Here is a 23,350-nt window from a genome sequence, read left to right as displayed (position 1 = left end):
AGGAAAAACTAAGTTCGTTAGATTTTCCATGTATGAGTGGCTGCTAACAGCCACTCTGTCATCGTGACATTCTCTCCATATGGCAAGTTGTTCAATCCTAAATGTTTTGTCGCTTTGCGCAATTCCATTAACGCATGCTTCTCATCTTGCGTATTGATTTGAGTTGCTAGAGTTTGCTTGCTGAGTTTTTCGCCATGCTCATCTAGCACTAAAGGTAAATGCAGGTACTCTGGTCTTGGGTATCCGAGTGCTTCTTGTAAATACATTTGTCTAGCGGTGTTGCTGAGTAAATCTTGTCCACGAACAATGTGCGTGATGCCTTGCTCGGCATCATCAACAACAACGGCTAGTTGATAGGTAAATAAACCATCGCTTCTGCGCAAAACAAAATCACCCACTTCCGTGTTGAGGTTTTGGCTTTGTGGACCTAGGGCTAAATACTCAAATTCAATATGACAATTTTTGGGCAGGGCTATGCGCCAGGCTTTCTTTGTATCCCTGAGAATTTCTGGGGGATTTTTGGTGAGAGTGGCGGGCCTACAAGTGCCTGGGTAGACCATTTCTTGATTACGGGGAGCGTCTATTCCTAGGTTGGCTAGGGTATTGGCGATAGTTTGCCTAGAGCAGATGCAGGGATATAGTGATTTGGACTCATTCAAGCGCTCCAAAGCCCTTTGGTAGGCCTCTTGGTGCTGTGACTGGTGCTATCCCCTCATCCAAAATAAGGCCGCAGGCGAGCAGCTGCGACTGTATTTGCTGGGCTGCCTCGGGGATGCAACGAGGGGTGTCCAAATCTTCGATTCTGAGAAGCCATTTACCCCCATTTTTACGGGCATCTAGCCAGCTTCCTAAGGCGGTAGCGAGCGATCCGGCATGGAGAGGGCCGGTAGGAGAGGGGGCAAATCGCCCGCGATAGCCGCCGGCTGGGGATGGAAGGTTTTTGGGTGTCGGCACAGCTAAAATCATCTCATGGCTTTACCCCGTTTTATACATCTTCGCGTCCATTCCGAGTTTTCAATTACGGATGGGGTTGTTCGCATTGATGATGCGGTCGCAGCGGCCGTCAAAGATCAGATGGGTGCCCTGGCCATGACGGATTTGAGTAATTTATTTGGTTTGGTGCGTTTTTATACTGCTGCTCGTTCTAGCGGCATTAAACCGATTGCCGGTGCCGATGTCTGGGTTAGCAATCCTCAGGATCCAGATCAACCCCATCGTTTATTACTCTTGGTGCAAAACCATTCTGGTTACCTGAATTTATGTGAGTTGCTCAGTAGGGCATCTTTAGACAATCAATCCCGCGGCCGCGCCGAAGTCGATTCGGCTTGGTTTAGTGAACCTGCGGCTAAAGCAGAAGATAAGGCTGCCAAACGTACCCTTTCTTATGGATTAATTGCGCTCTCAGGCGCACGTATGGGTGCGGTTGGTGCGGCATTATTGGCTGGCCAAGCAGGCCAAGCTAAGATCGCCGCTCTACGCTATGAAAAGCTCTTCCCGAAATCCTTCTACATTGAAGTGCAGCGTGGCGGCAATCCTCAAGATGAAAAACAGTTGCAACTCGCTTGTCATTTGGCCAGCGAACTGGATTTACCGGTAGTGGCAACCCACCCAGTGCAGTTCATGCAAAGAAGTGATTTCACGGCGCATGAGGCCCGTGTCTGTATCGCTGAAGGAGAGTTACTCGGCAATCCACGTAGAACCAAAAAATTTAATGAAGAGCAATACTTCTTAACCCAAGAAGAAATGGAAAAGCGTTTTGCGGATTTGCCAGCTGCATTGGCGAACTCAGTTGAAATCGCTAAGCGCTGTAATCTATCTTTGGTCTTGGGTCAGCCACGTCTGCCGGATTTTCCAATACCGCCTGGAATTACTTTGGAAGACTATTTGTTGCAGCAATCCGAGATTGGTCTGAAGCGCCACATGGAGCGCAACTTCCCGGATCCAGAAGAGCGCGCAACAGAAATGGCGCGCTATCACGAGCGTTTGGTCTTCGAGGTTAAGACCATCTCTCAAATGGGTTTCCCAGGTTACTTCTTAATCGTGGCGGACTTCATTAATTGGGCTAAAAATAATGGTGTGCCAGTTGGTCCCGGTCGTGGATCTGGTGCAGGCTCTTTAGTAGCGTATTCACTCGGCATTACCGACCTTGATCCCTTGCGTTACAACTTGCTTTTTGAGCGCTTCTTAAATCCAGAGCGGGTATCCATGCCCGACTTTGATATCGACTTCTGTCAGCATGGTCGCGACCGTGTGATTCAGTACGTGAAAGATAAGTACGGTAAAGATGCGGTGAGTCAGATTGCTACCTTCGGTACGATGGCTGCCAGAGCGGCGATTCGTGATGTGGGGCGTGTTCTAGAGCAGGGCTATAACTTCGTTGACGGTATCGCTAAGCTCGTACCGAATAAGCCAGGTCAGTACATGACCATTGAAATGGCAAAGAAGGCAGAGAAACAATTAGCCGAGCGCGAAAAGAATGAAGATGAAGTGCGTCAATTGCTTTCTCTGGCGCAACAGTTAGAAGGTATGACGCGTAACGTGGGTATGCATGCGGGTGGTGTCTTGATTGCTCCAGGACGTCTCACCAATTTTTGCCCGCTCTATACGCAAGAAACCAAGGATCAAGACAGTAGCTCCGTCATTAGTCAGTTCGATAAAGATGATGTGGAAGCAATTGGTTTGGTGAAGTTTGACTTCTTGGGTTTAACAACACTCACCATTTTGGCGGCGGCAGAGCGTTGGATTAAAGCTTTGCATGCCGACCGTAAGGATTGGAATATCGGCGAGATTCCGATCGATGATGAAAAAGCATTTGACGTACTAAAGCGTGCGAATACGGTTGCTGTGTTCCAGCTGGAAAGCCGCGGCATGCAAGGCATGCTTCGTGAAGCCAAACCAAACCGCTTTGAAGACATTATTGCTTTGGTGGCTTTATATCGCCCAGGCCCAATGGACTTGATTCCAGACTTTATTGAGCGTAAGCACGGTCGCCAAAAAGTGGAATATCTCGATCCGCGGATTGAACCTGTTCTCCAAGAGACCTACGGCATCATGGTCTACCAAGAGCAGGTGATGCAGATGGCGCAGATGATTGGTGGCTACTCATTGGGTGGTGCGGATATGTTGCGTCGCGCGATGGGTAAGAAAAAGCCAGAAGAGATGGCGCAGCATCGCAAGATCTTTAGTGATGGTGCAAAAGCTGGCGGCATTTCTGAGAGCAAGGCGAACGAAATCTATGACTTGATGGAGCGTTTCGCGGGCTACGGATTTAATAAGTCCCACGCTGCCGCATACGCGCTCTTAGCGTATCAAACTGCTTGGCTGAAGGCGTATTACCCGGCTGAATTTATGGCGGCCAACTTATCACTCGCCATGGATGACACCGATAAGGTGAAGATTCTCTATGACGACTGCTTGGTTAATAACATTCGAGTGTTCTCGCCAGATATTAATACTGGTGTTTATGAGTTTACGCCATTACGCGCGACAGATGCGGCGCCAGATTCTCCAATTAGCCATGTGCGCTATGGATTAGGGGCGGTTCGTGGCACAGGTGAAGCGGCGATTGCGTCAATTGTCAAAGCGCGTGAAACTGGCGGACCATTTAAAGATCTGTTTGATTTCTGCGCACGCGTCGATCGTAGACAAGTCAATCGTCGTGCTATTGAAGCGTTGATGCGCGCTGGTGCCTTCGATAGTTTGTATCGCGATTCGGTACCGGCTGGTGGAAATTTATACGACATTCGTTCCACCTTGCTGGCTTCTTTAGCAAGGGCGATTGAAGCCGCAGAACAGGCGGAAGCATCGATACATCAAGTGAGTCTGTTTGAAGTGGCGGGCGAAGAAAATCGCCATCTGCCGGAGCTGGTGCGTCAGCCAGTGTGGTCTGAGAAAAAGCGCCTGCAAGAAGAAAAAACCGCTTTAGGACTCTGTTTAACTGGCCACATGTTTAATGCCTATCGTGAGGAGACCTCCCACTTTATTCGTCAGCCGCTAGCCAAGATTACCGAAGGCAAGGATCAATTGATTGCCGGCATTATTACTTCCGCGCGGATGTTGACCGGCCAGCGTGGCCGCATGATGATTGCGACTATTGATGATGGCACCGCAGCTCTGGAAGTTACCTTGTATAGCGAAGTGTATGAGCCTAATCGCTCATGGTTAAAGGAAGATGAACTTTTAGTGGCCAAAGTGAATGTCACTCCCGATAAATTCTCTGGCGGTATGCGGATTGTGTCCGAGGCGGTAATGGATATCACGGGGGCGCGCATGCGCTTTGCCCGCAATGTGCATGTCTGTATCGATCATGCGATTGATATCAAAATGCTCAGCAATCAAATTAATCCTTATCTCATGACAAATCGCGTCAGAGATCCAAAAGTCAGCGCTGCTGCTCCAGCTGCATCAGGATCTAACGATGGCATGCAGGGTTTAATGTTGACTGCTGCCGTTACCACCAATGGAGGGGCTTGCTTAATGCAATTCCCAGAAGAGCTCCGAATTTATCCAGATGACGCTTGCTTACACAGCCTCAATCAGATATTGGCTTCTAAGCAAAAAGATCCGGTGCAAGTTCAGTATCACTAAGCGCTAGCGTTGCTCTAACTTGCTAACGCTTTCTGAATTGCTTCTATTGCTTGTTGCGGTTCGAGTAGATCCAAACACTCGCTATAACTATCCGCTTTATCAAGGCATCCCGCTTTACGACATGGAACGCAGTCGCCAGGGCCTTGCAAAATAGTGACATGACCGACGGTTTGTGTCCGAGTGCGTAATTGGTAAGGTTGTTCGCCAATAAAGTCATTAGGCCATGGGCCAAAGTTAGTGGGTGGCGTAGCTCCAAAGAGGGTAATCGTTGGGGTGTTGCAAGCTGCAGCTAAATGCGTGATAGATGTATCAACCCCAATATATAAAGCTGCGCTCCGAATAAGTGTGCCTGCTTGTGGAATCGATAATTTACCCGCAGCATTAATCACTTGCTTTTTTGTTTCCTCATTAAGCAAAGAAATAATGTCGTGATTTAGTTGCACATCTTGTTTGGCGGGCGAGGCACTCAAGACGACCTGCAAACCTTGGCTCGCAAGCCAGGTAATTAACGTTTGCCAGTAAGCCAGCGGCCAACGCTTGTACGCGGTCAATGGCCCTGGATGTACTACAATGTAAGGTTGTTGCAGTTCACCTGCAATCGCTGGGGTTAATGGCTCGCCAGCGGGAGGCGTCACTGAGATCGGTTTGGAAAATAAGTCAGCAGGATTCTTGAAGAAAGTTTCTAGTAATCTTAGTTTTTCAGCGATGACGTGTTGCTTAAAGTAATCAACATCCACAGTGTGCATGCAAATGAACTTCTTCCATGCGTTTTGCTTTTCACTCTTGCTGCGCTTGTGTGGACCTTGAGCATCTTTGCCTTGAGGATGACCACCAAGGATGCCAACTCTTCTAAAGGCGGCTACCAGGCCATAGAGATAAGCTCGATCACTCGGTTGAGTCACTACCGCTAGGTGATAGCGCTGGAATAAGCGATTAAAGAGAGTGAGATATTCACTAAAGTCTGGGCGATCGGAGGTCTCGATGATTTCAGTGATATCGGGATTGCCGTGCAACATGTCTAATTTGCCGCGATAGCCCAAGAAGTGAAACTCTGCATCTGGCCACAGCTCTCTAGCTTTGCTAATGAGTGGGGTGGTGACAAGCACATCACCAATTTGCCTGGTGGCGATGAATAAGACTTTTTTGGGTTTTAGCTTAGAGTAGGTGGTCATGCTTGTGGACAGCTTATAGCGCCTTTGCCAAAATCTTTTCACGCACGCGCCGTGTGTTCTCGGCGGCATTGCTTTGATCGTTGATTTTATGAAAGAGGTGCAGGACTTCTGTGGACAAAGAGCCTGATTTGCGGCGAATGCCGTTATGCTGCAATCTAAAGACAAAGTCCGCATCTTCATGACCCCAACCGGTCATGGTTTCATCAAAGCCGTTGATAGCCGCTGCATCCACTTTCCAGCAGGCTAAATTACAGCCTTTAATCCGACGCCAGACAAATTGTTTATAGTCACGCCAGGCGACGTTACCCAGCTTTATTTTGAGAGGCCAGTACTTATTAATGCCGCCGCTCAGTCTTTTGTTAATCAGATTGGCGCTAAAGCGCACAAAGTCCCAGTGGGGCCAGGCGAGCAATTCCTTGGTAAGGCTTTCATTTAAAAGCACTCTGCTGCCGGTGACCAAATATCCTTTTTGTGCCAGCTGACGATGACGCGCCACAAAGTCGGGCTGCACAATGCAGTCGCCATCCAGAAAAACCAAATAGTCGCCGTGAGCTGCGGCAATGGCTTTATTGAGGATCTGGGTTTTTCGAAAGCCTTGATCCTCTTGCCATAGATGGGTGATTGCAATGGAATGCAAATCTCTAAAAGTATTAATAACTTCTTTAGTGTTTTGGGTGGAGCCATCATCTGCAATGATGACTTCAAATTTCTGATCGGTTTGTGTAGCAAGGGATTCAAGACAGAGCTTGAGTGCTTGTGGCCAGTTGTAGGTGGCCAGCAAAATCGAAATCATTTGCTTGCTTCCTGGTTAAGGTGCCAGAGCTTGATATAGCGATAGTAAGTCCCTTGACCGTTTGATATTGCTAAAGAAAATCCTTGGCCCCCATCTAAAAATCCCGCGCGAATAATGTAAGTGCGAATAAAGGCCCAGACGCCATGCAGAACTGCTTTAAAGGGACCGCTTGTTTTGCCCCTGGCAAAAGCGTGCTCTGCGGATGCAGTGGAATAGCGATCCAGCTTTTGCAGAACTTGAGAGTAGTTCATAAAGCTGTAATGCAGCATGGGATTTTTGAGCTTAGCCACCTGGCCATTCGGGATTAGGCGTTCATGAACCAGATCATCCGAGAAGCGTGCGGTGCCACGCTTAAAAAGACGATCGACATAGTCTGGACTCCAGCCAGAGTGACGGATAAAGCGACCGCAATACCAGGATAGCCTAGGGATTGCAAAACAATCCACATGAGCGCTGTGATGAATCGCTGTCAGAATTTCCGATTTGATGGCTGGGGTGAGTCTTTCGTCTGCATCTAAGGATAAAATCCAATCACCAGTCGCAAGATCTAGGGCGCGGTTCTTTTGGGGGCCAAAACCAGGCCAGTCAGGCGGCTGAGATAGGGTAGCCCCATGATTTTTGGCTATTTCGAGGGTGCGGTCCGAGCTATTGGTATCGACCACTACGATCTGTTGCGCCATCCCCTCTAGGGAGGCCAAACAATCGGCCAAATTGGCCTCTTCATTGCGGGTGATGAGTATGACTGATAAGGTGGGCATAATTCATTATATGAATGCTCAAGACCGTACCGCCCTAAATCGCTTAATTACCTACCTCAAGCCCCATATTAGCCTCATTATCGGCTCGCTTTTAGCTATGGCTCTGGTTGCTGGGGCTGAAACCTCTATTCCAGCCTTAATGAAGCCTTTGCTAGACCGAGGCTTTACTGGACAACTAAATACTAAGCTCTGGCAAGTACCCGTTTTTCTAGTTGGTTTAGCCTTGGTGCGCAGTTTGGCCCAATTCTTATCTAACTATCTGTTGACTCGAGTTATTAATGCTGTGCTCCTAAAGTTACGCGAGCAAATGTTTCGCACACTATTGCATGCAAAGACCGCTCTTTATCAGCAGAGCTCAGCGTCCAATTTAATTAACGCTGTTGTTTTTGAGGTGAATAACGTTCTCTCGATTATGGGTGGAATGTTAATTAGCCTGGTACGCGACTCGCTCACCGTAGTGGGTTTAATGGGATATTTGATTTACTTAAGCTGGCAACTGACATTAGTCGTCTTGGTTATTTTTCCAGTGATCGCTTTTATTGTGAGCAAGATTAATCGCCGCCTTAGATCGCTTAATCGAGAGCAGCAAACATTGACTAGTGAGCTTGCTTATATTGTCGAGGAAGCTGCTGCTGGATACAAAATCGTCAAAGTACATGGCGCAGAAGATTATGAGATGGAACGCTTTAAGCAAAAGGCGGAACGCTTACGTCAGTTTGCTCTAAAGTCTGCTGTGGCAGGGGGCTTAAATCAGCCCATTACTCAACTGATCGCCTCAATGGCTTTATCTGTAGTACTTGTCATTGCGTTAATGCAGTCCACCACAGAAGGTACGACAGTCGGTGGTTTTGCGGCCTTTATTACCGCCATGATGCTGGTGATTTCTCCGCTAAAACACCTGGCGGATATCAATCAGCCGCTACAACGTGGACTCACGGCTGCAGAAATGATTTTTTCTTTAATGGATCAGCCGTTTGAAGAAGATGAAGATCGCAAGTTAAATATGCAATCTTTAGAAAAAGCAAAAGGCGCGATTCGTTTTGATGATGTCGGCTTCGCGTACGAACAAGAGGCTGGACGAAAAGACGCATTGCGTCATATCAATCTCACAATCAAGCCAGGCGAAGTGGTTGCTTTTGTAGGGCCTTCTGGGGGCGGTAAATCGACTCTCGTCAATTTATTGCCGCGATTCTTCAAGCCCACGAGTGGTCATATTTACCTAGACGATATTCCATTAGAGGATATTGTTCTATCTGATGTGCGGCGTCAAATCGCTTTTGTGAGTCAAGATGTGACTCTTTTTAACGATACGATAGCTGCCAACGTAGCTTATGGCGCTTGTGATCAAGAGAGTATTGATCGCGGCCGCGTGACGGAGGCTTTGGAGGCCGCTAATTTAACCTCTCTGATTAAGGAGTTGCCAGAGGGGATTAATTCGATGGTGGGTGATAACGGCAATCGCTTATCTGGTGGGCAACGTCAGCGCATGGCTATTGCCCGTGCGATCTATAAAAATGCCCCAATTTTGATTTTGGATGAGGCTACTTCCGCGCTGGACTCGGAATCTGAGCGTCAGGTGCAGGATGCGCTTGATCGTCTGATGTCTGGCAGAACCACTCTAGTCATTGCCCATCGCTTATCTACTATTGAGCATGCTGATCGCATTGTGGTTTTAGAGCACGGGCAGATTGTTGAGAACGGCTCACACGAGGATTTAATCAAGCGGGATGGACTGTATGCGAATTTACATCGCATCCAATTCTCAAACGCTTAATATTAATTAGTGAAAGCTACTTAACTAAGAACAATATCGTATTGCTCTTGGCGGAAGCTGCCCTCAGCTTGGAGGGTGATTGGCTTGCCGATAAAGTCGCCTAATTGCGCTAGGAATTGATTTTCCTCTTCCAGGAAGAGGTCAATGACATCGGGTGCAGCTACGATCCTAAATTCTCGAGGGTTAAATTGGCGATGTTCACGCACAATTTCTCGCAAAATCTCGTAACAAATAGTTTGCGCGGTTTTAACCTCCCCCTTGCCAAGGCAGGTAGCACAAGGCTCACAGGTGATATGGGCTAAAGATTCACGGGTGCGCTTGCGAGTCATTTCCACCAGACCTAAAGCAGAGAAGTCGCTCACTGAAGTGCGAGCATGATCGCGCTCAAGATTGCGTTTGAGTTCATGTAGCACAGATTCTTGATGATCTTTGTCAACCATGTCGATGAAATCAATAATGATGATTCCACCTAGATTGCGTAAGCGAAGTTGACGTGCGATTGCTTGAGCGGCTTCAAGATTAGTGTTGAAAACAGTGTCATCCAGATTACGCGCACCAACATAGCTACCCGTGTTGACATCAATTGTCGTCATGGACTCGGTTTGATCAATCATGAGATAGCCGCCAGACTTGAGGTCTACTCGACGACCAAGCGCTTTATTAATCTCAGCATCAACATCAAATAAATCAAAGAGGGCGCGCTCGCCGCGATGCAATGTCATCTTGCCACCGAGGTTGGGCATATAGGCATTGGTAAAGGTTTTTAGTTTCTCGAAATTTTCAGCGGAATCCACGCGGATCTGGGTCGTCGCTTCTCCGGCAACATCTCGCAATACCCGCTCAGCTAGGCTCAGATCCTGATAGAGCAGGGTGGGTGCGGGATTGTGTTTCATGGCCGCATGGATGTTGTCCCAAGTGGTGCGCAGATAAAGCATATCGTGCTGAAGTTCGATATCTGATGCGTCTTGTGCGCTGGTGCGAACAATAATCCCGCCCTTTTCATCGGGCGCCATTAGGTCAGCAAGACGGGCTTTGATCGCTTCGCGTTCTTCGGGCTGGTCGATGCGCTGAGAGACGCCGATGTATTTTTCAGTGGCGGTGTCGCTACCCGCAGGGGGCAAATAAACTAAATTGCGTCCGGCAATACTGAGTTGGGTTGTGAGTCGTGCGCCTTTAGTGCCCAAGGGATCTTTCAGGGCTTGAACTAAAAGTGTTTGACCTTCAAACAAGAGCTTTGCAATTTGCGCCTGAGGATTGTTTTGAGTGATATCCGCGACGTGCATAAAGGCCGTGCGTTCTAGGCCGATCTCGATAAATGCGGAGTGCATTCCGGGCAATACACGTACCACTTTAGCTAAGTAGATGTTTCCAACGATTCCTCGTTGACGAGTACGTTCAATTTGCAGTTCTTGTACTGCTCCTTGCTGAATGAAAGCAACGCGCGTTTCTTGTGGAGTGATATTGATCAGTATTTCTTCATTCATACGCGAGTCAGACCGGCAATTTCAAGTAATTGTTGGGTTTCGTAAAGTGGCAGGACCCATGATACCGCTATAGCTGCCCTGAATTGATGGAATAAAAGTACCCCCAAGACCCTGCATACCATAGACCCCCGCCTTGCCAAAGGGCTTACCGCTGGCGATATAGGCGTCAATCTGTGTGGGAGATAAGACTGTAAATTCAACGCGTGAGATCTGGACTAAAACGATCGGTTTTTGTGCGGGGTTCGCGGTAACGGCAACCGCCGTTAATACTTCGTGAACTTTGCCGCTCAACATGTTCAGAATACGCGCAACATCCGCAGCATTGCTCGGCTTACCCAGAATTGCACCATCTACGCTATTGGGTAAACTCACTGTAGTATCCGCGCAGAGGATTGGAGCCCACGGTAGACAACTTTTTTGCCAACGAGATAGCGCTGCGGCACTTTTGGCCAAGGTAACACGCTCTACATAGGCGCGTGCTTTTTCGGAGGGCAGGGGGATTTCAATGCCCTCGCTATCTTCTCCTGGGGCAGGCAAGAACATTTCAAAGTGCACGCCAATTTGTTTGAGAAGTTCTTGGCGACGCGGACTTTTGGAAGCGAGGTAAATAAATGAGTTCGCTGGATTCAATTGTTTACTCACGATGGTAGGGGTGACCTTGCAGGATAGTCCAGGCTCGATAGAGTTGTTCCACTAGCAATACTCTAGCCATAGCATGGGGCAGTGTCAGGCTGGACAGACGCCACATCGCTTTCGCAGTGGTTTTCAAGCTCGGATCCAGTCCATCTGCGCCTCCAATCAAGAAGGTGATATCAAAGTCTTCTTGACGCCAGTTGGCTAGCTGAGTGGCCAAATTCTGAGTGGTTTGATCTTTGCCGCGCTCATCTAGAGCGATGACTCTAGAGCCCTTCGGAATAGCCGCTGCGATTTTGATGGCCTCTTTATCTGGTGTGAGGTCTGGCTTGATCTCTTTGATGTCGATGCTGCAGTCTGCAGGCATTCTCTTGATGTAGTCATGGGTTGCGGTAGCAACCCACTCGGACATCTTATGACCAACTGAAACTATCGTGAGGCGCATTGATGCGGGTGACGACGAACTTATTCGCCTTCTTCAGATTCGCTGGCTTTGGCAAGACCTTTGCTACCCGCCAATTTGACGCGCACGGGCTTGGCGCCCCACATACCTTCAAGTTGATAGTAAGAGCGTAGTGTCGGTTGCAAAATGTGCACGACGATATCCCCACAATCTACCAATACCCATGCACCAGTTTCAAGACCCTCAATAGCAATGACCTCTCCACCTTTAGTATTCACGGCTTCTTTGACGGACATTGCTAAAGAACGGGTTTGGCGATTGCTTGAGCCCGTGGCGATGATCACGCGATCAAATAACTCGCTGAGTTTGGAGGTGTCATAAACGCGAATATCTTGTGCCTTTACATCTTCCAAAGCATCAATCACGACGCGTTGTAATTTACGTAAGTCCATATTTTCCAGGCAATAATTTTTTTATATTTAGGGTGATCTTAGCTTGATTACTGATACAAGCCTAGATTTGTAATGATTTCTAGGGTGTGGGTTGGAATTTGCTCAGATGCAACAGTGCTTCTAGAGCTGGATTTCAGGCGGTTTCGTAGAGCAGTAGAGGACAGATCGACATTCACGCTTTCATCAATGTATATTAGGCCTGCAGCTTGGTTTTCAAGAGCAGCAGCGTCCTTTGTCTGATGTTCTTGCAAAAATTGACTTACTTCAGGACTGGTTGGCTCATTTAAGTCGTGCTGTGGCCTTGTGGCAACCGCAAAATTAACGTATTGACTCAGTTTGTCCCATGAGTTCCAGCTCGGTAGTACATGCAAAGAGTCTGCCCCCATTAGCCAAATGAGACTGGCGCTTTCTCCAAAGCGCTCGCGTAGTGCTTTGACGGTATCAATCGCATAGCTAGGGCCAGCGCGATCCACTTCTATGCGATCAATGCCAACCTGGGTGGAGATTTTGAGATATAAAAACGCACGCGCTAAATCAATGCCAGCAGCCTCAGTTAATTGCAAGCGGATTTCTGCTGGAGTAATGCCAAAACCTTTTTGCCATGGCTCACCACTGGGGATGAGTAATAGCGCATCTAGGTGCAGTAGCTTGGCAAAATGCGTGGCTAGTTTTAAGTGGCCGATATGAGGAGGGTCAAAGATGCCACCAAGAATGCCAATTTTTTTAATGGTGCTCAATGATGGGTGCTTAGGCTAGCCAGTCGCGTGGCTTAAGGTAGTGGTCATAAAGCTTGGCTTCAGACGTGCTGGGCTCGGGTTGCCAGTTGTACCACCATTGAACTACGGGTGGCAGTGACATCAGAATGGATTCAGTGCGACCCCCAGAGTGCAGACCAAAGATAGTGCCACGATCGAAGATGAGGTTGTATTCCACATAGCGACCACGGCGATATTCTTGAAATGATTTTTCTTTTGGTGTGAAGCTATCTTGATAGCGGCGTTGCACGATCGGCAAATAGGCAGTAATAAATGCATCGCCAACAGCGCGAGTCATCGCAAAGCTCTTTTCAAAACCAAGCTCATTAAAGTCATCAAAGAAAACGCCGCCGATACCACGGGGCTCTTCCCGGTGCCTTAAGTAGAAGTATTCATCACACCACTTTTTAAAGCGGGGGTAGAGTTCTTCGCCAAAAGGATCTAAAGCGTCCTTGGCGGTTTGATGAAAGTGCTTGCAGTCTTCATCAACGCCGTAATAAGGGGTGAGATCAAAACCGCCGCCAAACCACCATACCGGTTCTTTGTCGGGTGCTTGCGCAATGAAACAGCGCACATTCATATGTGTGGTGGGCACTTTGGGGTTGTTTGGATGAAAAACAAGAGAGACACCCATGGCCTCAAAGCTGCGACCTGCGACTTCAGGGCGATGATGCGATGCGGAGGGTGGCATTTGATCGCCGCGAACATGGGAGAAGCCTACGCCCCCTTTTTCTAGGATGTTGCCGCCATCCAAAATGCAAGTGCGGCCATAACCTTTGAGTTTGCTGTCTTCAGGCTTGTGCCATTCATCGGAAACAAAGACCTTTCCATCCAAACCGCTCATGGCGCTGGTGATGCGATCTTGCAAGCCTAAAAAATAATCTTTTAAGGCTGCGATATCGATTTGAGTGTGTTGATCTGACAAGAGTGCTCTCACTGTAAAAATTACTTGATAGCGCGATAGCCAATATCTTTGCGATATTGTATGCCATCGAATTTAATGTGGTTGATTGCTTCGTATGCTTTTTGTTGGGCGCCCCGAACTGTATCGGCCAGTCCAACAACACACATCACACGTCCACCCGAGGTCACTATCTTGCCATCTTCTAGTTTTGTGCCAGCATGAAAGGTAATTTGATCTTCAGTATCGGCAGGAATGCCGGTGATGACATCACCGGCGCGAGGAGTGTCTGGATAGCTATGGGCGGCAAGCACAACCCCTAAGGCAGTGCGACGATCCCATTCCAGCTCTACTTCATTGAGTGTGCTATCTACAGCATGATTAAGTGCGTTCACGAGATCGCTGCGCAGGCGCGCCATGATCGGCTGTGTTTCTGGGTCGCCCATACGGCAGTTAAATTCCAAAGTCTTGATCTTGCCATCGGGCGCAATCATTAAGCCTGCATAGAGGAAGCCGGTATAGGGAATGCCATCGGCTTGCATTCCTTTAACGGTAGGCATGATCACTTCACGCAATACGCGCGCATGAATTTCCGGGGTAACCACTGGAGCAGGAGAATAAGCGCCCATGCCGCCAGTATTAGGGCCTTGATCGGCATCGAGTAAGCGTTTGTGATCCTGGCTGGTAGCCAATGCAAGCACATTTTTACCGTCAACTAAAACAATGAAGCTGGCTTCTTCGCCGGTGAGGAATTCTTCAATCACAACACGTGCGCCTGCATTGCCGAGTTTGTTATCAGCCAACATCATGTCAACCGCAGCATGCGCTTCTTCAAGGTTCATGGCAACAACAACACCTTTACCAGCGGCAAGCCCGTCTGCCTTGATCACAATCGGAGCGCCTTTGGCATCGATATACGCATGTGCTTCGAGTGCATTAGAAAACGTTTGATAATCCGCTGTTGGAATGCCATGGCGTTTCATAAAGGCTTTAGAAAAGTCTTTTGAAGATTCCAATTGCGCCGCTAATTGAGTTGGTCCAAAAATGCGTAGGCCGTTATTGCGGAAGACATCCACAATGCCAGCGGCAAGCGAGGCCTCAGGACCAACCACGGTCAAATGAATCTTCTCGCGTTTCGCAAAATCAGCAAGCTCTTGCAATCCAGTGATTGGCAAATTCTCAATGTCTGCTGCAGCCTGCTTGGCGGTTGCGGTGCCACCATTACCAGGGGCAACGTATACCGTTTGCACTTGAGGGGATTGAGCCATCTTCCAAGCCAATGCGTGTTCGCGTCCGCCAGAGCCAATAAGTAGAATTTTCATAACAAGCTATCTAATATTTAAATAAAGTAATTAAAGTGCGGCGTTCGTAAATACTTCTTGAACGTCATCGAGGTTTTCTAGCGAATCTAATAATTTCTGCATGCTTTCCGCCTGTTCACCTTCTAATGCAATCTCCGTCTCAGGGCGCATGGCGACTGTTGCTAGTTCAGGTTTGAGACCTGCTTTGCCAATAGCATCTTGCACTTTAGAAAAATCAAGTACAGGGCACAACACTTCCAGGGATTCGTCATCGTGAGTGATGACATCTTCAGCCCCGGCATCTAAAGCCACCTCCATGAGTTGGTCTTTGCTAGTGCCTGGAGCAAACAACATTTTTCCGCAGTGTTTGAATAAGAAAGCTACCGAACCTTCGGCTCCCATATTGCCGCCATTTTTGTTAAAGGCGTGACGCACTTCCGCAACAGTACGGGTGCGGTTATCAGTGAAGCAATCAACAATAATGGCGGCGCCATTCATGCCGTAGCCTTCATAACGAATTTCTTCATAGTTCACGCCTTCAAGTGAAGCGGTGCCGCGCTGAATCGCTCTTTGCACGTTGTCGTTTGGCATATTCGAGTCTTTGGCTTTATCAATAGCCAGGCGTAAACGAGGATTGGTTGCAACATCGCCGCCACCCAATTTGGCGGCAACGGTAATTTCTTTAATGAGTTTGGTCCAAATCTTGCCGCGTTTTTCGTCCTGACGACCTTTGCGGTGCTGAATATTGGCCCATTTCGAATGGCCGGCCATACGGGTGATTCCTTTTAATAATTTGGCTAGAAGACCTCATTTTAAGGGGTTCTAGACCTAAGGTATGGGGTAAGCCCCAATTTTTTGTTAAACTCTTATGTCTTAGCAGTAACAAAGTAGCAAAGTTTTAAGCAGAATTTCCACTGCAAACACCTGCCTCGGTGATGGAATTGGTAGACGTGCCGGACTCAAAATCCGGTGCCGCAAGGCGTGGCGGTTCGAGTCCGCCCCGAGGCACCACTCACATAGCTAATCAGCTATTGATCCCAATTAAATCTCGTAAGTATCGGATTCATTCGACATTGCTTGCTCAACGATCTTCTTTGTTAGCGTTGTCGAAAAGAGCTCAATGAAGGGATAGAAGAGCGCAAATAAGCGCCTTGTTTGACACCGAGATGGGTGACGTTATTGCCAAACAAGTGTCCTGCCGGAATGACTTTCAAATTGCGATCTCGATCAGGGTCGTAAGCGTGGCCCGCCACAATGCCGATACCCATGGCAGTTTCTACATAGGTCTTGATCACGTCGGCATCAATTGCTTCCAAAATAATATCGGGCGTGATGTTTCGTTGCGCAAAAGCGGCATCAATTTTGCTGCGACCCGCAAATGCTTTGTCATAGGTAATGATTGGGTATTTGGCGATCTCTTCCAGAGTCAGTGTTGCTTGGTTTAGGAGTGGATGACTCAAAGGCACCATCAATACGTGCTGCCACCGATATCCAGGGAGAGCGAGCACGCCTTGGGTATTGGCAATGCCATCAGTGGCGATGGCAATGTCGGCGCGATCATGTGTCAGTAGTTCGACAATTTGACCTGGACTACCTTGCTGAATGCTGACCTTCACCTTTGGACAGCGTTTCGTAAATTCGGAGAGCACTTTTGGAAGGGTATAACGGGCTTGAGTATGCGTAGTGGCAATCACAAAACTTCCTTGGTCTTGGCTGGCAAAATCTTTGCCTACTCTTTTGAGTGTTTCTACTTCATCGAGAATGCGCTCAATCGAACTCAAAATACGTTTACCTGGCTCAGTGAGTGACCGAATGCGTGTGCCGTGGCGACGAAAGATCGCCACACCCAATTCGTCTTCCAATTCAATAATCGCTTTGGATACGCCTGGCTGAGAGGTAAAGAGCGCCTTAGCGGCAGTCGTTAAATTGAAGTTTTGCCTCACGGCTTCCCGCACCAAACGGAATTGATGAAGATTCATGAGGATTCCTATCTATATATCTACAAAGATATAGGAATCACATTCTAAATTATCTTTGGGTCTTAAGCCCTTGAAACCCGGCGCAATCCAAGCAGCCCCAAAAAGAAATAGAGCAGGGGAGGGGTAATGGCGGTGAGGAGGGCTGGCCAATATCCCAAAAGCCCCATATTTGAGAATAGAGAGTGAAATAGTTGGAAGCTAATTCCCAGAATGATGCCACAGAAGACCTTAATGCCAACGCTACCAGCACGTACTTTTAAATAAGCAAAAGGAAGCGCGAGAGTGAGCATGACGAAAATCGTGAACGGGTAAATCACTTTTTGCCAGAAGGCAATGGAGTGGCGTTGCGCATCTTGCTTTTTATCCCGCAGATACGAGATAAAACGACCCAAACTTACGATCGACATTTTTTCTGGGCTGATTAAGAGAAAATTCAGAATCTGTGGAGTAACTTCGGATTCCAGGGTGACAATTGGGTGCGTAAAAGTTTGCGCAGTGAATACAGGGTTCAGTGGATCGGACTGCTTGGTTTCTTTAAAGCGAGTTTCTGTCACATCATTGAGAACCCAGATGCCGGTTTCATCAAACTGACCAGAGACTGCGCTTCGAATGGAGAGGAGATGGTAAGTGTCATCAAACTCGTACATACGGATATTGCGAATTTCATTATCTTTATCAACCTTGCCTACGTTGACATAGCGCACGCCTGGCCGAACGGGGCCTCTTCCATCTTCATCTCGTAGACAATCCTTTACCCAGACACCCGTTCTAAATTGGGATGAGTAGGCCGACCCCATTGCTTTCATACGAATCTGGTCAGATTTGGCTTCGGTATATGGGCCAACCCATTCACTCATGATGAGTGTTAGCGCTATTAAAGGAAGTGAAATTTTGGCGAGGGTAATGAGACCGCATTTGACATCTAAACCAGCGATACGCAAGATGGTGAATTCAGACTGACTGGCGAGCATGGCAAAAACATAGATACTGCCGATTAAGCCTGCAATCGGAATGATCTCAGAGATACGGCTAGGCGCCTTGAGAAGAACATGGAGTAAGGCAAGGGGAAGTGTATAAGCGCCTTGCACAGAGCCGAGCTCACTCAAAATATCAAAAAACAAAAATAAAGCCACCAAGGCAAATAAGATAAAGCCAAAAGCAGCGTAAATCTGCTTGGCTAAATAGCGCTCATATATAAAGGGGAAGAGCAACTTCATTTGCGAGCCATCGAAGCGGGTAATTGACGAAGCCACCACTTCAATGATGGATTGATGCGATTGCGAATTAAGACTGTTGCAATCAGTAGAGCCAGCAAATGAATTGGCCAGATCGCAACAAAGACGCTGACCTTGCCTTGTGAGACAAAGTTTTGCGTCAGATTCAGCAGGTTGCTATAAATTAAGTAGATCAGGACCGCGTAGAACATGGCGGTGTAGTTACCTAGGCGTGGGTTGACGTAGGCGAGGGGTATCGCAATCAGCACTAGACCTAAAGCCATCAAAGGCAAGCCAATGCGCCAGAGTAATTCCGCGCGATTGGGATTAATGGAGGCTGGGCTGGGATCATTGAGAAGTTCAGTAACCGTCTTCTCGCGGTCTCGCGGTGCCGGCGCTAAGGCATCTTTGCTGCGGATCTTGGTGCTGTATTCGTTAAATTCCAGGATTCTAAAATCGGGCTGAGTAGGTTGTCCCTCATAGCGCCTGCCGTTATGAAGGATGATAGATTTTTCACCGCCTGCAGAATGTTGAATATAGCCTGTAGATGACGCCGCAATGCTGAGGCGACCATTCTTGGAGTCGGCCACAAAGATATTCTTTACCTCGCTCTTATCCACATCAAGCTCTTCAATAAAGAAGACCCGCTCCGCTTTTGCCGATTCTTTAAATTGTCCGGCGCTCAGCATGGACACATCATCACGTTGTTGAAAACGCTGACTCATTAAAGTGGATTCTCGATTTGCCCAGGGCCAGACAAAGAGGGCAAGTAAAGCGATGATGATGATGAGTGGAGTGGCAAATTGGAGAATGGGGCGAATGAGATTGGTAACGCTTAAGCCACTCGCGAACCAAACAATCATTTCTGAATCTTTGTACCAGCGCACCAACACAATGAGAGTGGCAACAAACAAGGAAACGGTTAAAAGAACCGCTAGGTATCCCAAGGTGGCTAAGGCGATTAAAACGAGCGCATCTTCGGGATTTACCACGCCATTGGCGGCGTAACCCAAAATTCGAATCACTAACGTAGTCACCATAATGGTGACTAAGACCAAAAAGACCCCACCAGTCGTCAAACTGAGTTCGCGGCGAAGGACCTGTTTAAAAATCATGAGAAATAAGGTTCTGGATTCTTGGGGTGATTGAAGTTAGTAAATGGCTTATATTGCTATGGATAAGGGGATTATTCTTATATCGGAGGATAATGGATAAACCTACCAGATTAGCAATTACCCCTCTTTTGAAACGACCAAAGCACCGTAATAGATTATGACAATTCAATTTAGTACCAAGATTTTCCATCAAGCCGACCTTCAGAGTCCAAAACTCCAGAAATCTAGCCTTCAATTCCTGCTTGGCCACAATACCGACTGTTTGGTGATGGCTTATTCAAAGGTCGATTTTGATGGCTTTTCCGGAGTCAAGGGCGCCAAGGCAAAAGCGGGATTGTTGTCGGCGCTTGATCTATTACTTGGCGGGTCGGTGAATCATGCCAATATTGTTGGGGACTTGGATTCCAAGCAGGCATCTGTTTGTATGTTGCGCGCAGAAAAGTCTTGGGCTACCAATGGCGTGAAAGCGAAGCGAGTATTGCTAGTTGGTTTAGGTGATATTCACCTTGCTAGCGAACGAAACTTGACTACGTATTCCAAGGTAGCGCGCGCTGCGTTGAAAGTGCTTAGTGGCGGATCGATTGAAAACGCGCTTTGGTTTACTCCGAGTTTTGCGCTTGCCCATACGGCTGAATTTATCGCTGAAGAGGTTCGCCTGACTATTCAATACGCTGGCGACCAAGCTTATCGCTTTGGGGTTCGTCAGCCGGCAATGAAATTTAAAGCCAGAGATAAAGCGGATACTTTTAAGCAACTCACGTTTGCGGGCAATGATGCTTGCGCCAAAGAGTTGAAAGCTGCTATTGATCAGGGTATGGCCATGGTTGAAGGTATGAATTTGGCAAGGGATTTAGGCAATCTTCCACCGAATATTTGCACGCCAACTTACTTGGGTAAAACCGCACAGGGCTTGAGCAAAAAGACTGGCTTAAAAGTGGAAGTACTGGGTCGTAAGCAAATTGAAGCTTTTGGAATGGGCTCATTCTTATCAGTTGCCAAAGGTTCTGATACGCCGCCACAATTTATTGTGATGCGTCATCAAGGTGGTAAGGCTGGCGAAGCGCCGATCGTCTTGGTTGGCAAGGGTATTACTTTTGACACTGGCGGCATTTCGCTCAAGCCAGGTGAAGCTATGGATGAAATGAAGTACGACATGTGTGGCGCCGCATCCGTAATTGGTACGATGTACTCCGTTTCTTTACTGAAGTTAAAGAAAAATGTGATTGGCGTCATTCCTACTTGTGAAAATATGCCATCAGGACAGGCTACACGTCCTGGCGATATTGTGAAGAGCATGTCTGGTCAAACAATTGAGATTCTCAATACGGATGCCGAGGGTCGTTTAATTCTGTGTGACGCGCTAACCTATGTAGAGCGTTTTAAGCCGGCCGCAGTCATTGACGTTGCCACTTTAACTGGTGCTTGCATTATTGCCTTGGGGCATGTTCACAGCGGTTTGTTTTCTGAGGATGAAGGCTTAGTTAACGAGCTCACCAAAGCGGGTCATGCTTCCTTGGATACTGTCTGGCGCTTGCCTTTGGACGCGGTCTATCATGAGCAACTCAAATCCAATTTCGCAGATGTGGCCAATATTGGCGGACGTCCAGCCGGTAGTGTGACCGCGGCTTGTTTCTTGTCGCGCTTTACTGAAAAATATAAATGGGCTCACTTGGATATCGCAGGAACCGCTTGGAGGAGTGGTGCCGCTAAGGGTTCCACTGGTCGGCCGGTTCCTTTGTTGGTGAATTTCTTGCTTGAGCGTAAGTAAGCAGTTTTGAATTTTTAGAAAAATACTCCATGGCGCGCATCGATTTTCATAGCAATGTCAGTGACAAGCTGGATTATGCCTGTCGTTTAACGCGCAAGATTTGGAGCGCTACGCCAGAAGGTGAGCCGGTTCGAAATATCGTGATGGTGGGGGAGAGGGCTGACTTATTCAAGTTAAATGACCTCTTATGGTCGTTCAGGGGCGCAGACTTTTTGCCAAACTGTTTTATTGAGGATGAGGCTGCGGCGGAAACGCCGATTGTCTTGACTGATGATTTTGCCTCTCCAGCCTTAGCTAGCGTGCCTCACGCCGATGTCATGATTCATTTGGGTATGCGTATGCCTAGTGATATTCCAGCCCTTGTAGCGCGCTTCCCCAGAATTGTTGAGGTAGTTACTGTGAATGAGGCGGAGAGTTTGGCTGGACGCGAACGTTACAAAGCTTATCGAGATTTTGGTCACGAGTTGCATAACTTTGACCAATCTAAAAGTTAAGACCTATGTTGATTCATCCCCAGTTTGACCCCGCGGCGATTCGCATAGGTTCTTTTGCAATTCATTGGTATGGCCTGATGTATCTGATGGCCTTTGCTCAGTTCTTGCTTGTAGGTCGCCTGCGTATTCTGGCTTCACGTTATCAGGCATTAGGCTGGACTTATAAAGATCTAGAGGATTTACTCTTTGCAGGTGTTCTAGGTGTAGTCATTGGGGGACGCTTGGGATATGCCTTGTTCTACATGCCCGGTTTTTACCTAACCCACCCTTTGAGTATTTTCAAAATCTGGGAAGGCGGCATGTCTTTTCATGGAGGGTTGCTGGGGGTTCTTGCCGCGCTTTATTGGTTTGCAAAAAAACGGAAGACCACTTTTTTTGTCGTGAGCGACTTGGTTGCTCCACTGGTTCCCTTTGGCCTTGCGTTTGGTCGTCTAGGAAACTTTATTAATGGAGAGCTTTGGGGTAGACCCACGGATCTTCCTTGGGCGATGGTATTTCCGTTGGTAGATACGGTGCCGCGTCATCCCTCGCAGATTTATCAGCTGTTGGGCGAGGGTCTACTGCTTGGGGTGGCGCTATGGATCTATGCGGGCAAGCCCAGGCGTGTTGGTCAAGTATCAGGCTTCTTTTTATTGGGTTACGGAATTTGCCGCTTTCTAGCGGAATACGCGCGCGAACCAGATGCTTTTCTAGGTCTTCTGGGATTGGGATTATCCATGGGTCAATGGCTGTGCGTGCCAATGATTGTGTTTGGCGTGTACCTGATGACCGCATTTAAATCCAAGAGTCTTTAATAGACGCACATATTTATGTTGAATGAAGAGCTCACGCTACGTAAGTTAGAGATTCTTTGTTCATTTGTACGCACTGGCAATCTTTCTAGAACGGCCGAAGAGTTACATTTAAGTTCAGTCAGTATTCACAAAGCACTTCATTCATTGGAGTCGGGGATTGGTTGCCCTTTGTTTATCAAAGAAGAGCGTCAATTAAAGGCTTTGCCAGCCGCACTCTACTTGGATGAAGCAAGTGTGGATTTATTGGCTGATGTAGATCGCATTCTGAAAAAGACGAGAGCAAAAGCAGGGGTGGAGAGTGAGCAAATTCGTTTGGGTGCAATGTGCTCATGGACTGCCAATATCATTCTCCGTGTGATTATGGGTACGAAAATTCGTAGACCGGACTTGGATATTGATTTGTATCTGGGATCTAATGAAGAATTAATGAAGCGATTAACCGAGGGTAGCTTGGCTGCAGTGGTTATTGCAGTGCCCTCGCAAAATCTTCCCGAAGGAGTGCAGGTGGTACCCCTTTTTGAGGACCAACCGTATTTAGTTTCCTCAAAAAATAGCAAGCCCACTCAAGCCGAAATTGATTGATCTGAGTATCAGAATGAAAAATTTCTTACCCTGCAGGATGGATTTGCGACAACCTCAGGGTTTTATGAGGCATTTCAGTTGGCGGGGTTTAACCCTAATGTGGTGATGAAGGTTTGTGACATCTTCTCACTCATGAGTATGGTCTCAGGCGCTCTCGGTCGCTCCTTATTGCCGGGAAGGGTGAAGGCATTAATGGGTGATGCGATTGAATTTACCCCTTTACCGCCCAAGTACCAGGTTACCCAACGAATTGGTTTACTGTATCTTCAGGCTAATGAACCCAATTCGAATATTGTTGCCTTAGCGGCTGAAGCCCGCATGTTGCATCGCAAAAACCTCTGATATACCACGAGGTCGTATTGTATTAATTAACTTTAAGTTAATGAACATT

At 47.7% G+C, this 23,350-nt stretch carries 19 protein-coding genes, 1 tRNA gene and 3 pseudogenes; 7 read left to right on the top strand and 16 right to left on the bottom strand.

Annotation, left to right across the window (positions count from 1 at the left end; all coding sequences use genetic code 11):
* Positions 1-17: 17 nt before the first annotated feature.
* Entirely contained in the window at positions 18-659 is a 642-nt protein-coding gene (locus DXE35_RS06230) for a glutamate--tRNA ligase family protein (RefSeq protein ID WP_269459874.1), read from the bottom strand.
* Complete coding sequence (locus tag DXE35_RS11020; protein ID WP_269459873.1) at positions 652-966, bottom strand: glutamate--tRNA ligase family protein; 315 nt, start codon at positions 964-966, stop codon at positions 652-654. The genes DXE35_RS06230 and DXE35_RS11020 overlap by 8 nt, the downstream gene beginning before the upstream one ends.
* Positions 967-969: 3 nt before the next feature.
* On the opposite strand from DXE35_RS11020, the gene dnaE reads away from it, so the two are divergent.
* On the top strand, positions 970-4,587 hold the full coding sequence (dnaE, locus tag DXE35_RS06225) for a DNA polymerase III subunit alpha (protein WP_114689912.1): 3,618 nt from the start codon (positions 970-972) through the stop codon (positions 4,585-4,587).
* 14 nt (positions 4,588-4,601) lie between these two features.
* On the opposite strand, the gene DXE35_RS06220 is transcribed toward dnaE, so the two are convergent.
* The 3 genes from DXE35_RS06220 to DXE35_RS06210 are packed head-to-tail and all read right to left on the bottom strand — an operon-like array spanning position 4,602 to position 7,310.
* The gene (locus DXE35_RS06220) at positions 4,602-5,759 is read right to left on the bottom strand and encodes a glycosyltransferase family 9 protein (RefSeq protein ID WP_114689911.1); all 1,158 of its coding nucleotides are present in this window, start codon (positions 5,757-5,759) and stop codon (positions 4,602-4,604) included.
* A 13-nt stretch (positions 5,760-5,772) separates the two neighbouring features.
* Positions 5,773-6,552, bottom strand: a complete 780-nt coding sequence (locus DXE35_RS06215) for a glycosyltransferase family 2 protein (protein WP_114689910.1) — start codon at positions 6,550-6,552, stop codon at positions 5,773-5,775.
* Positions 6,549-7,310 carry a glycosyltransferase family 2 protein gene (locus DXE35_RS06210; RefSeq protein WP_114689909.1) on the bottom strand — a complete coding sequence of 254 codons (762 nt, stop codon included), beginning with the start codon at positions 7,308-7,310 and terminating at the stop codon, positions 6,549-6,551. Before DXE35_RS06210 ends, DXE35_RS06215 begins: the two co-directional genes overlap by 4 nt.
* Before the next feature lie 10 nt (positions 7,311-7,320).
* Here DXE35_RS06210 and msbA point away from each other — a divergent pair, with 10 nt between their 5' ends.
* Complete coding sequence (gene msbA / locus DXE35_RS06205; protein WP_114690395.1) at positions 7,321-9,084, top strand: lipid A export permease/ATP-binding protein MsbA; 1,764 nt, start codon at positions 7,321-7,323, stop codon at positions 9,082-9,084.
* A 20-nt stretch (positions 9,085-9,104) separates the two neighbouring features.
* On the opposite strand, the gene rng is transcribed toward msbA, so the two are convergent.
* The 8 genes and pseudogenes from rng to DXE35_RS06165 all read right to left on the bottom strand — a co-directional run bounded on the left by rng (position 9,105) and on the right by DXE35_RS06165 (position 15,784).
* Positions 9,105-10,568, bottom strand: coding sequence for a ribonuclease G (rng, locus tag DXE35_RS06200; protein ID WP_114689908.1), 1,464 nt, complete (start codon positions 10,566-10,568; stop codon positions 9,105-9,107).
* Positions 10,565-11,210: pseudogene (locus DXE35_RS06195) on the bottom strand (Maf family protein). The gene rng and the pseudogene DXE35_RS06195 overlap by 4 nt, the downstream one beginning before the upstream one ends.
* A complete protein-coding gene (rlmH, locus tag DXE35_RS06190) occupies positions 11,203-11,646 on the bottom strand; it encodes a 23S rRNA (pseudouridine(1915)-N(3))-methyltransferase RlmH (protein ID WP_114689907.1) in 444 nt (147 codons plus the stop codon). The pseudogene DXE35_RS06195 and the gene rlmH overlap by 8 nt, the downstream one beginning before the upstream one ends.
* A 20-nt stretch (positions 11,647-11,666) precedes the next feature.
* Entirely contained in the window at positions 11,667-12,056 is a 390-nt protein-coding gene (gene rsfS / locus DXE35_RS06185) for a ribosome silencing factor (protein WP_114689906.1), read from the bottom strand.
* Between the two features lie 47 nt (positions 12,057-12,103).
* Complete coding sequence (gene nadD, locus DXE35_RS06180) at positions 12,104-12,793, bottom strand: nicotinate (nicotinamide) nucleotide adenylyltransferase (protein ID WP_114689905.1); 690 nt, start codon at positions 12,791-12,793, stop codon at positions 12,104-12,106.
* A gap of 10 nt (positions 12,794-12,803) precedes the next feature.
* On the bottom strand, positions 12,804-13,715 hold the full coding sequence (hemF, locus tag DXE35_RS06175) for an oxygen-dependent coproporphyrinogen oxidase (RefSeq protein WP_114690394.1): 912 nt from the start codon (positions 13,713-13,715) through the stop codon (positions 12,804-12,806).
* Positions 13,716-13,756: 41 nt separating this feature from the next.
* Positions 13,757-15,034: a phosphoribosylamine--glycine ligase gene (gene purD, locus DXE35_RS06170; protein ID WP_114689904.1), complete on the bottom strand. Its 1,278-nt coding sequence runs from the start codon at positions 15,032-15,034 to the stop codon at positions 13,757-13,759.
* 30 nt (positions 15,035-15,064) lie between these two features.
* Entirely contained in the window at positions 15,065-15,784 is a 720-nt protein-coding gene (locus tag DXE35_RS06165) for a YebC/PmpR family DNA-binding transcriptional regulator (RefSeq protein WP_114689903.1), read from the bottom strand.
* 155 nt (positions 15,785-15,939) lie between these two features.
* Between DXE35_RS06165 and DXE35_RS06160 the strand changes: the two genes are divergently transcribed.
* Positions 15,940-16,024 (top strand) — tRNA-Leu (locus tag DXE35_RS06160).
* A 30-nt stretch (positions 16,025-16,054) separates the two neighbouring features.
* Here the strand turns inward: DXE35_RS06160 and DXE35_RS06155 are convergent.
* From DXE35_RS06155 to lptF, 3 genes and pseudogenes are all read right to left on the bottom strand, one after another.
* Positions 16,055-16,992, bottom strand: a pseudogene (locus DXE35_RS06155) (CysB family HTH-type transcriptional regulator).
* A 62-nt stretch (positions 16,993-17,054) separates the two neighbouring features.
* A complete protein-coding gene (gene lptG, locus DXE35_RS06150) occupies positions 17,055-18,209 on the bottom strand; it encodes an LPS export ABC transporter permease LptG (RefSeq protein WP_114689902.1) in 1,155 nt (384 codons plus the stop codon).
* On the bottom strand, positions 18,206-19,321 hold the full coding sequence (lptF, locus tag DXE35_RS06145) for an LPS export ABC transporter permease LptF (protein WP_114689901.1): 1,116 nt from the start codon (positions 19,319-19,321) through the stop codon (positions 18,206-18,208). The genes lptG and lptF overlap by 4 nt, the downstream gene beginning before the upstream one ends.
* A 163-nt stretch (positions 19,322-19,484) precedes the next feature.
* Between lptF and DXE35_RS06140 the strand changes: the two genes are divergently transcribed.
* The 4 genes and pseudogenes from DXE35_RS06140 (at position 19,485) to DXE35_RS10605 (ending at position 23,301) form a co-directional block, all read left to right on the top strand.
* Complete coding sequence (locus tag DXE35_RS06140; protein WP_415070301.1) at positions 19,485-21,089, top strand: leucyl aminopeptidase; 1,605 nt, start codon at positions 19,485-19,487, stop codon at positions 21,087-21,089.
* Between the two features lie 29 nt (positions 21,090-21,118).
* The gene (locus tag DXE35_RS06135) at positions 21,119-21,583 is read left to right on the top strand and encodes a DNA polymerase III subunit chi (RefSeq protein WP_114689899.1); all 465 of its coding nucleotides are present in this window, start codon (positions 21,119-21,121) and stop codon (positions 21,581-21,583) included.
* Positions 21,584-21,588: 5 nt separating this feature from the next.
* Positions 21,589-22,377, top strand: coding sequence for a prolipoprotein diacylglyceryl transferase (lgt, locus tag DXE35_RS06130; protein ID WP_114689898.1), 789 nt, complete (start codon positions 21,589-21,591; stop codon positions 22,375-22,377).
* Positions 22,378-22,392: 15 nt separating this feature from the next.
* Positions 22,393-23,301 (top strand): annotated as a pseudogene (locus DXE35_RS10605) (LysR family transcriptional regulator).
* The last annotated feature ends 49 nt before the right edge of the window (positions 23,302-23,350 follow it).

Origin of the sequence: Polynucleobacter necessarius, from assembly GCF_900095215.1 — a bacterium.
Classification (GTDB): domain Bacteria; phylum Pseudomonadota; class Gammaproteobacteria; order Burkholderiales; family Burkholderiaceae; genus Polynucleobacter; species Polynucleobacter necessarius_H.
Note: the sequence above shows the minus strand (reverse complement) of the source record. Positions and strands in the feature narration are given on the sequence as shown.

Coding starts and splice junctions, on each gene's coding strand:
- rlmH (WP_114689907.1), bottom strand. CDS start 11,646: ATGCGCCTCACGATAGTTTCAGTTGGTCATAAGATGTCCGAGTGGGTT.
- DXE35_RS06210 (WP_114689909.1), bottom strand. CDS start 7,310: ATGCCCACCTTATCAGTCATACTCATCACCCGCAATGAAGAGGCCAAT.
- msbA (WP_114690395.1), top strand. CDS start 7,321: ATGAATGCTCAAGACCGTACCGCCCTAAATCGCTTAATTACCTACCTC.
- rng (WP_114689908.1), bottom strand. CDS start 10,568: ATGAATGAAGAAATACTGATCAATATCACTCCACAAGAAACGCGCGTT.
- DXE35_RS06220 (WP_114689911.1), bottom strand. CDS start 5,759: ATGACCACCTACTCTAAGCTAAAACCCAAAAAAGTCTTATTCATCGCC.
- DXE35_RS11020 (WP_269459873.1), bottom strand. CDS start 966: ATGATTTTAGCTGTGCCGACACCCAAAAACCTTCCATCCCCAGCCGGC.
- DXE35_RS06165 (WP_114689903.1), bottom strand. CDS start 15,784: ATGGCCGGCCATTCGAAATGGGCCAATATTCAGCACCGCAAAGGTCGT.
- DXE35_RS06135 (WP_114689899.1), top strand. CDS start 21,119: ATGGCGCGCATCGATTTTCATAGCAATGTCAGTGACAAGCTGGATTAT.
- lgt (WP_114689898.1), top strand. CDS start 21,589: ATGTTGATTCATCCCCAGTTTGACCCCGCGGCGATTCGCATAGGTTCT.
- purD (WP_114689904.1), bottom strand. CDS start 15,034: ATGAAAATTCTACTTATTGGCTCTGGCGGACGCGAACACGCATTGGCT.
- lptF (WP_114689901.1), bottom strand. CDS start 19,321: ATGATTTTTAAACAGGTCCTTCGCCGCGAACTCAGTTTGACGACTGGT.
- DXE35_RS06215 (WP_114689910.1), bottom strand. CDS start 6,552: ATGATTTCGATTTTGCTGGCCACCTACAACTGGCCACAAGCACTCAAG.
- dnaE (WP_114689912.1), top strand. CDS start 970: ATGGCTTTACCCCGTTTTATACATCTTCGCGTCCATTCCGAGTTTTCA.
- lptG (WP_114689902.1), bottom strand. CDS start 18,209: ATGAAGTTGCTCTTCCCCTTTATATATGAGCGCTATTTAGCCAAGCAG.
- rsfS (WP_114689906.1), bottom strand. CDS start 12,056: ATGGACTTACGTAAATTACAACGCGTCGTGATTGATGCTTTGGAAGAT.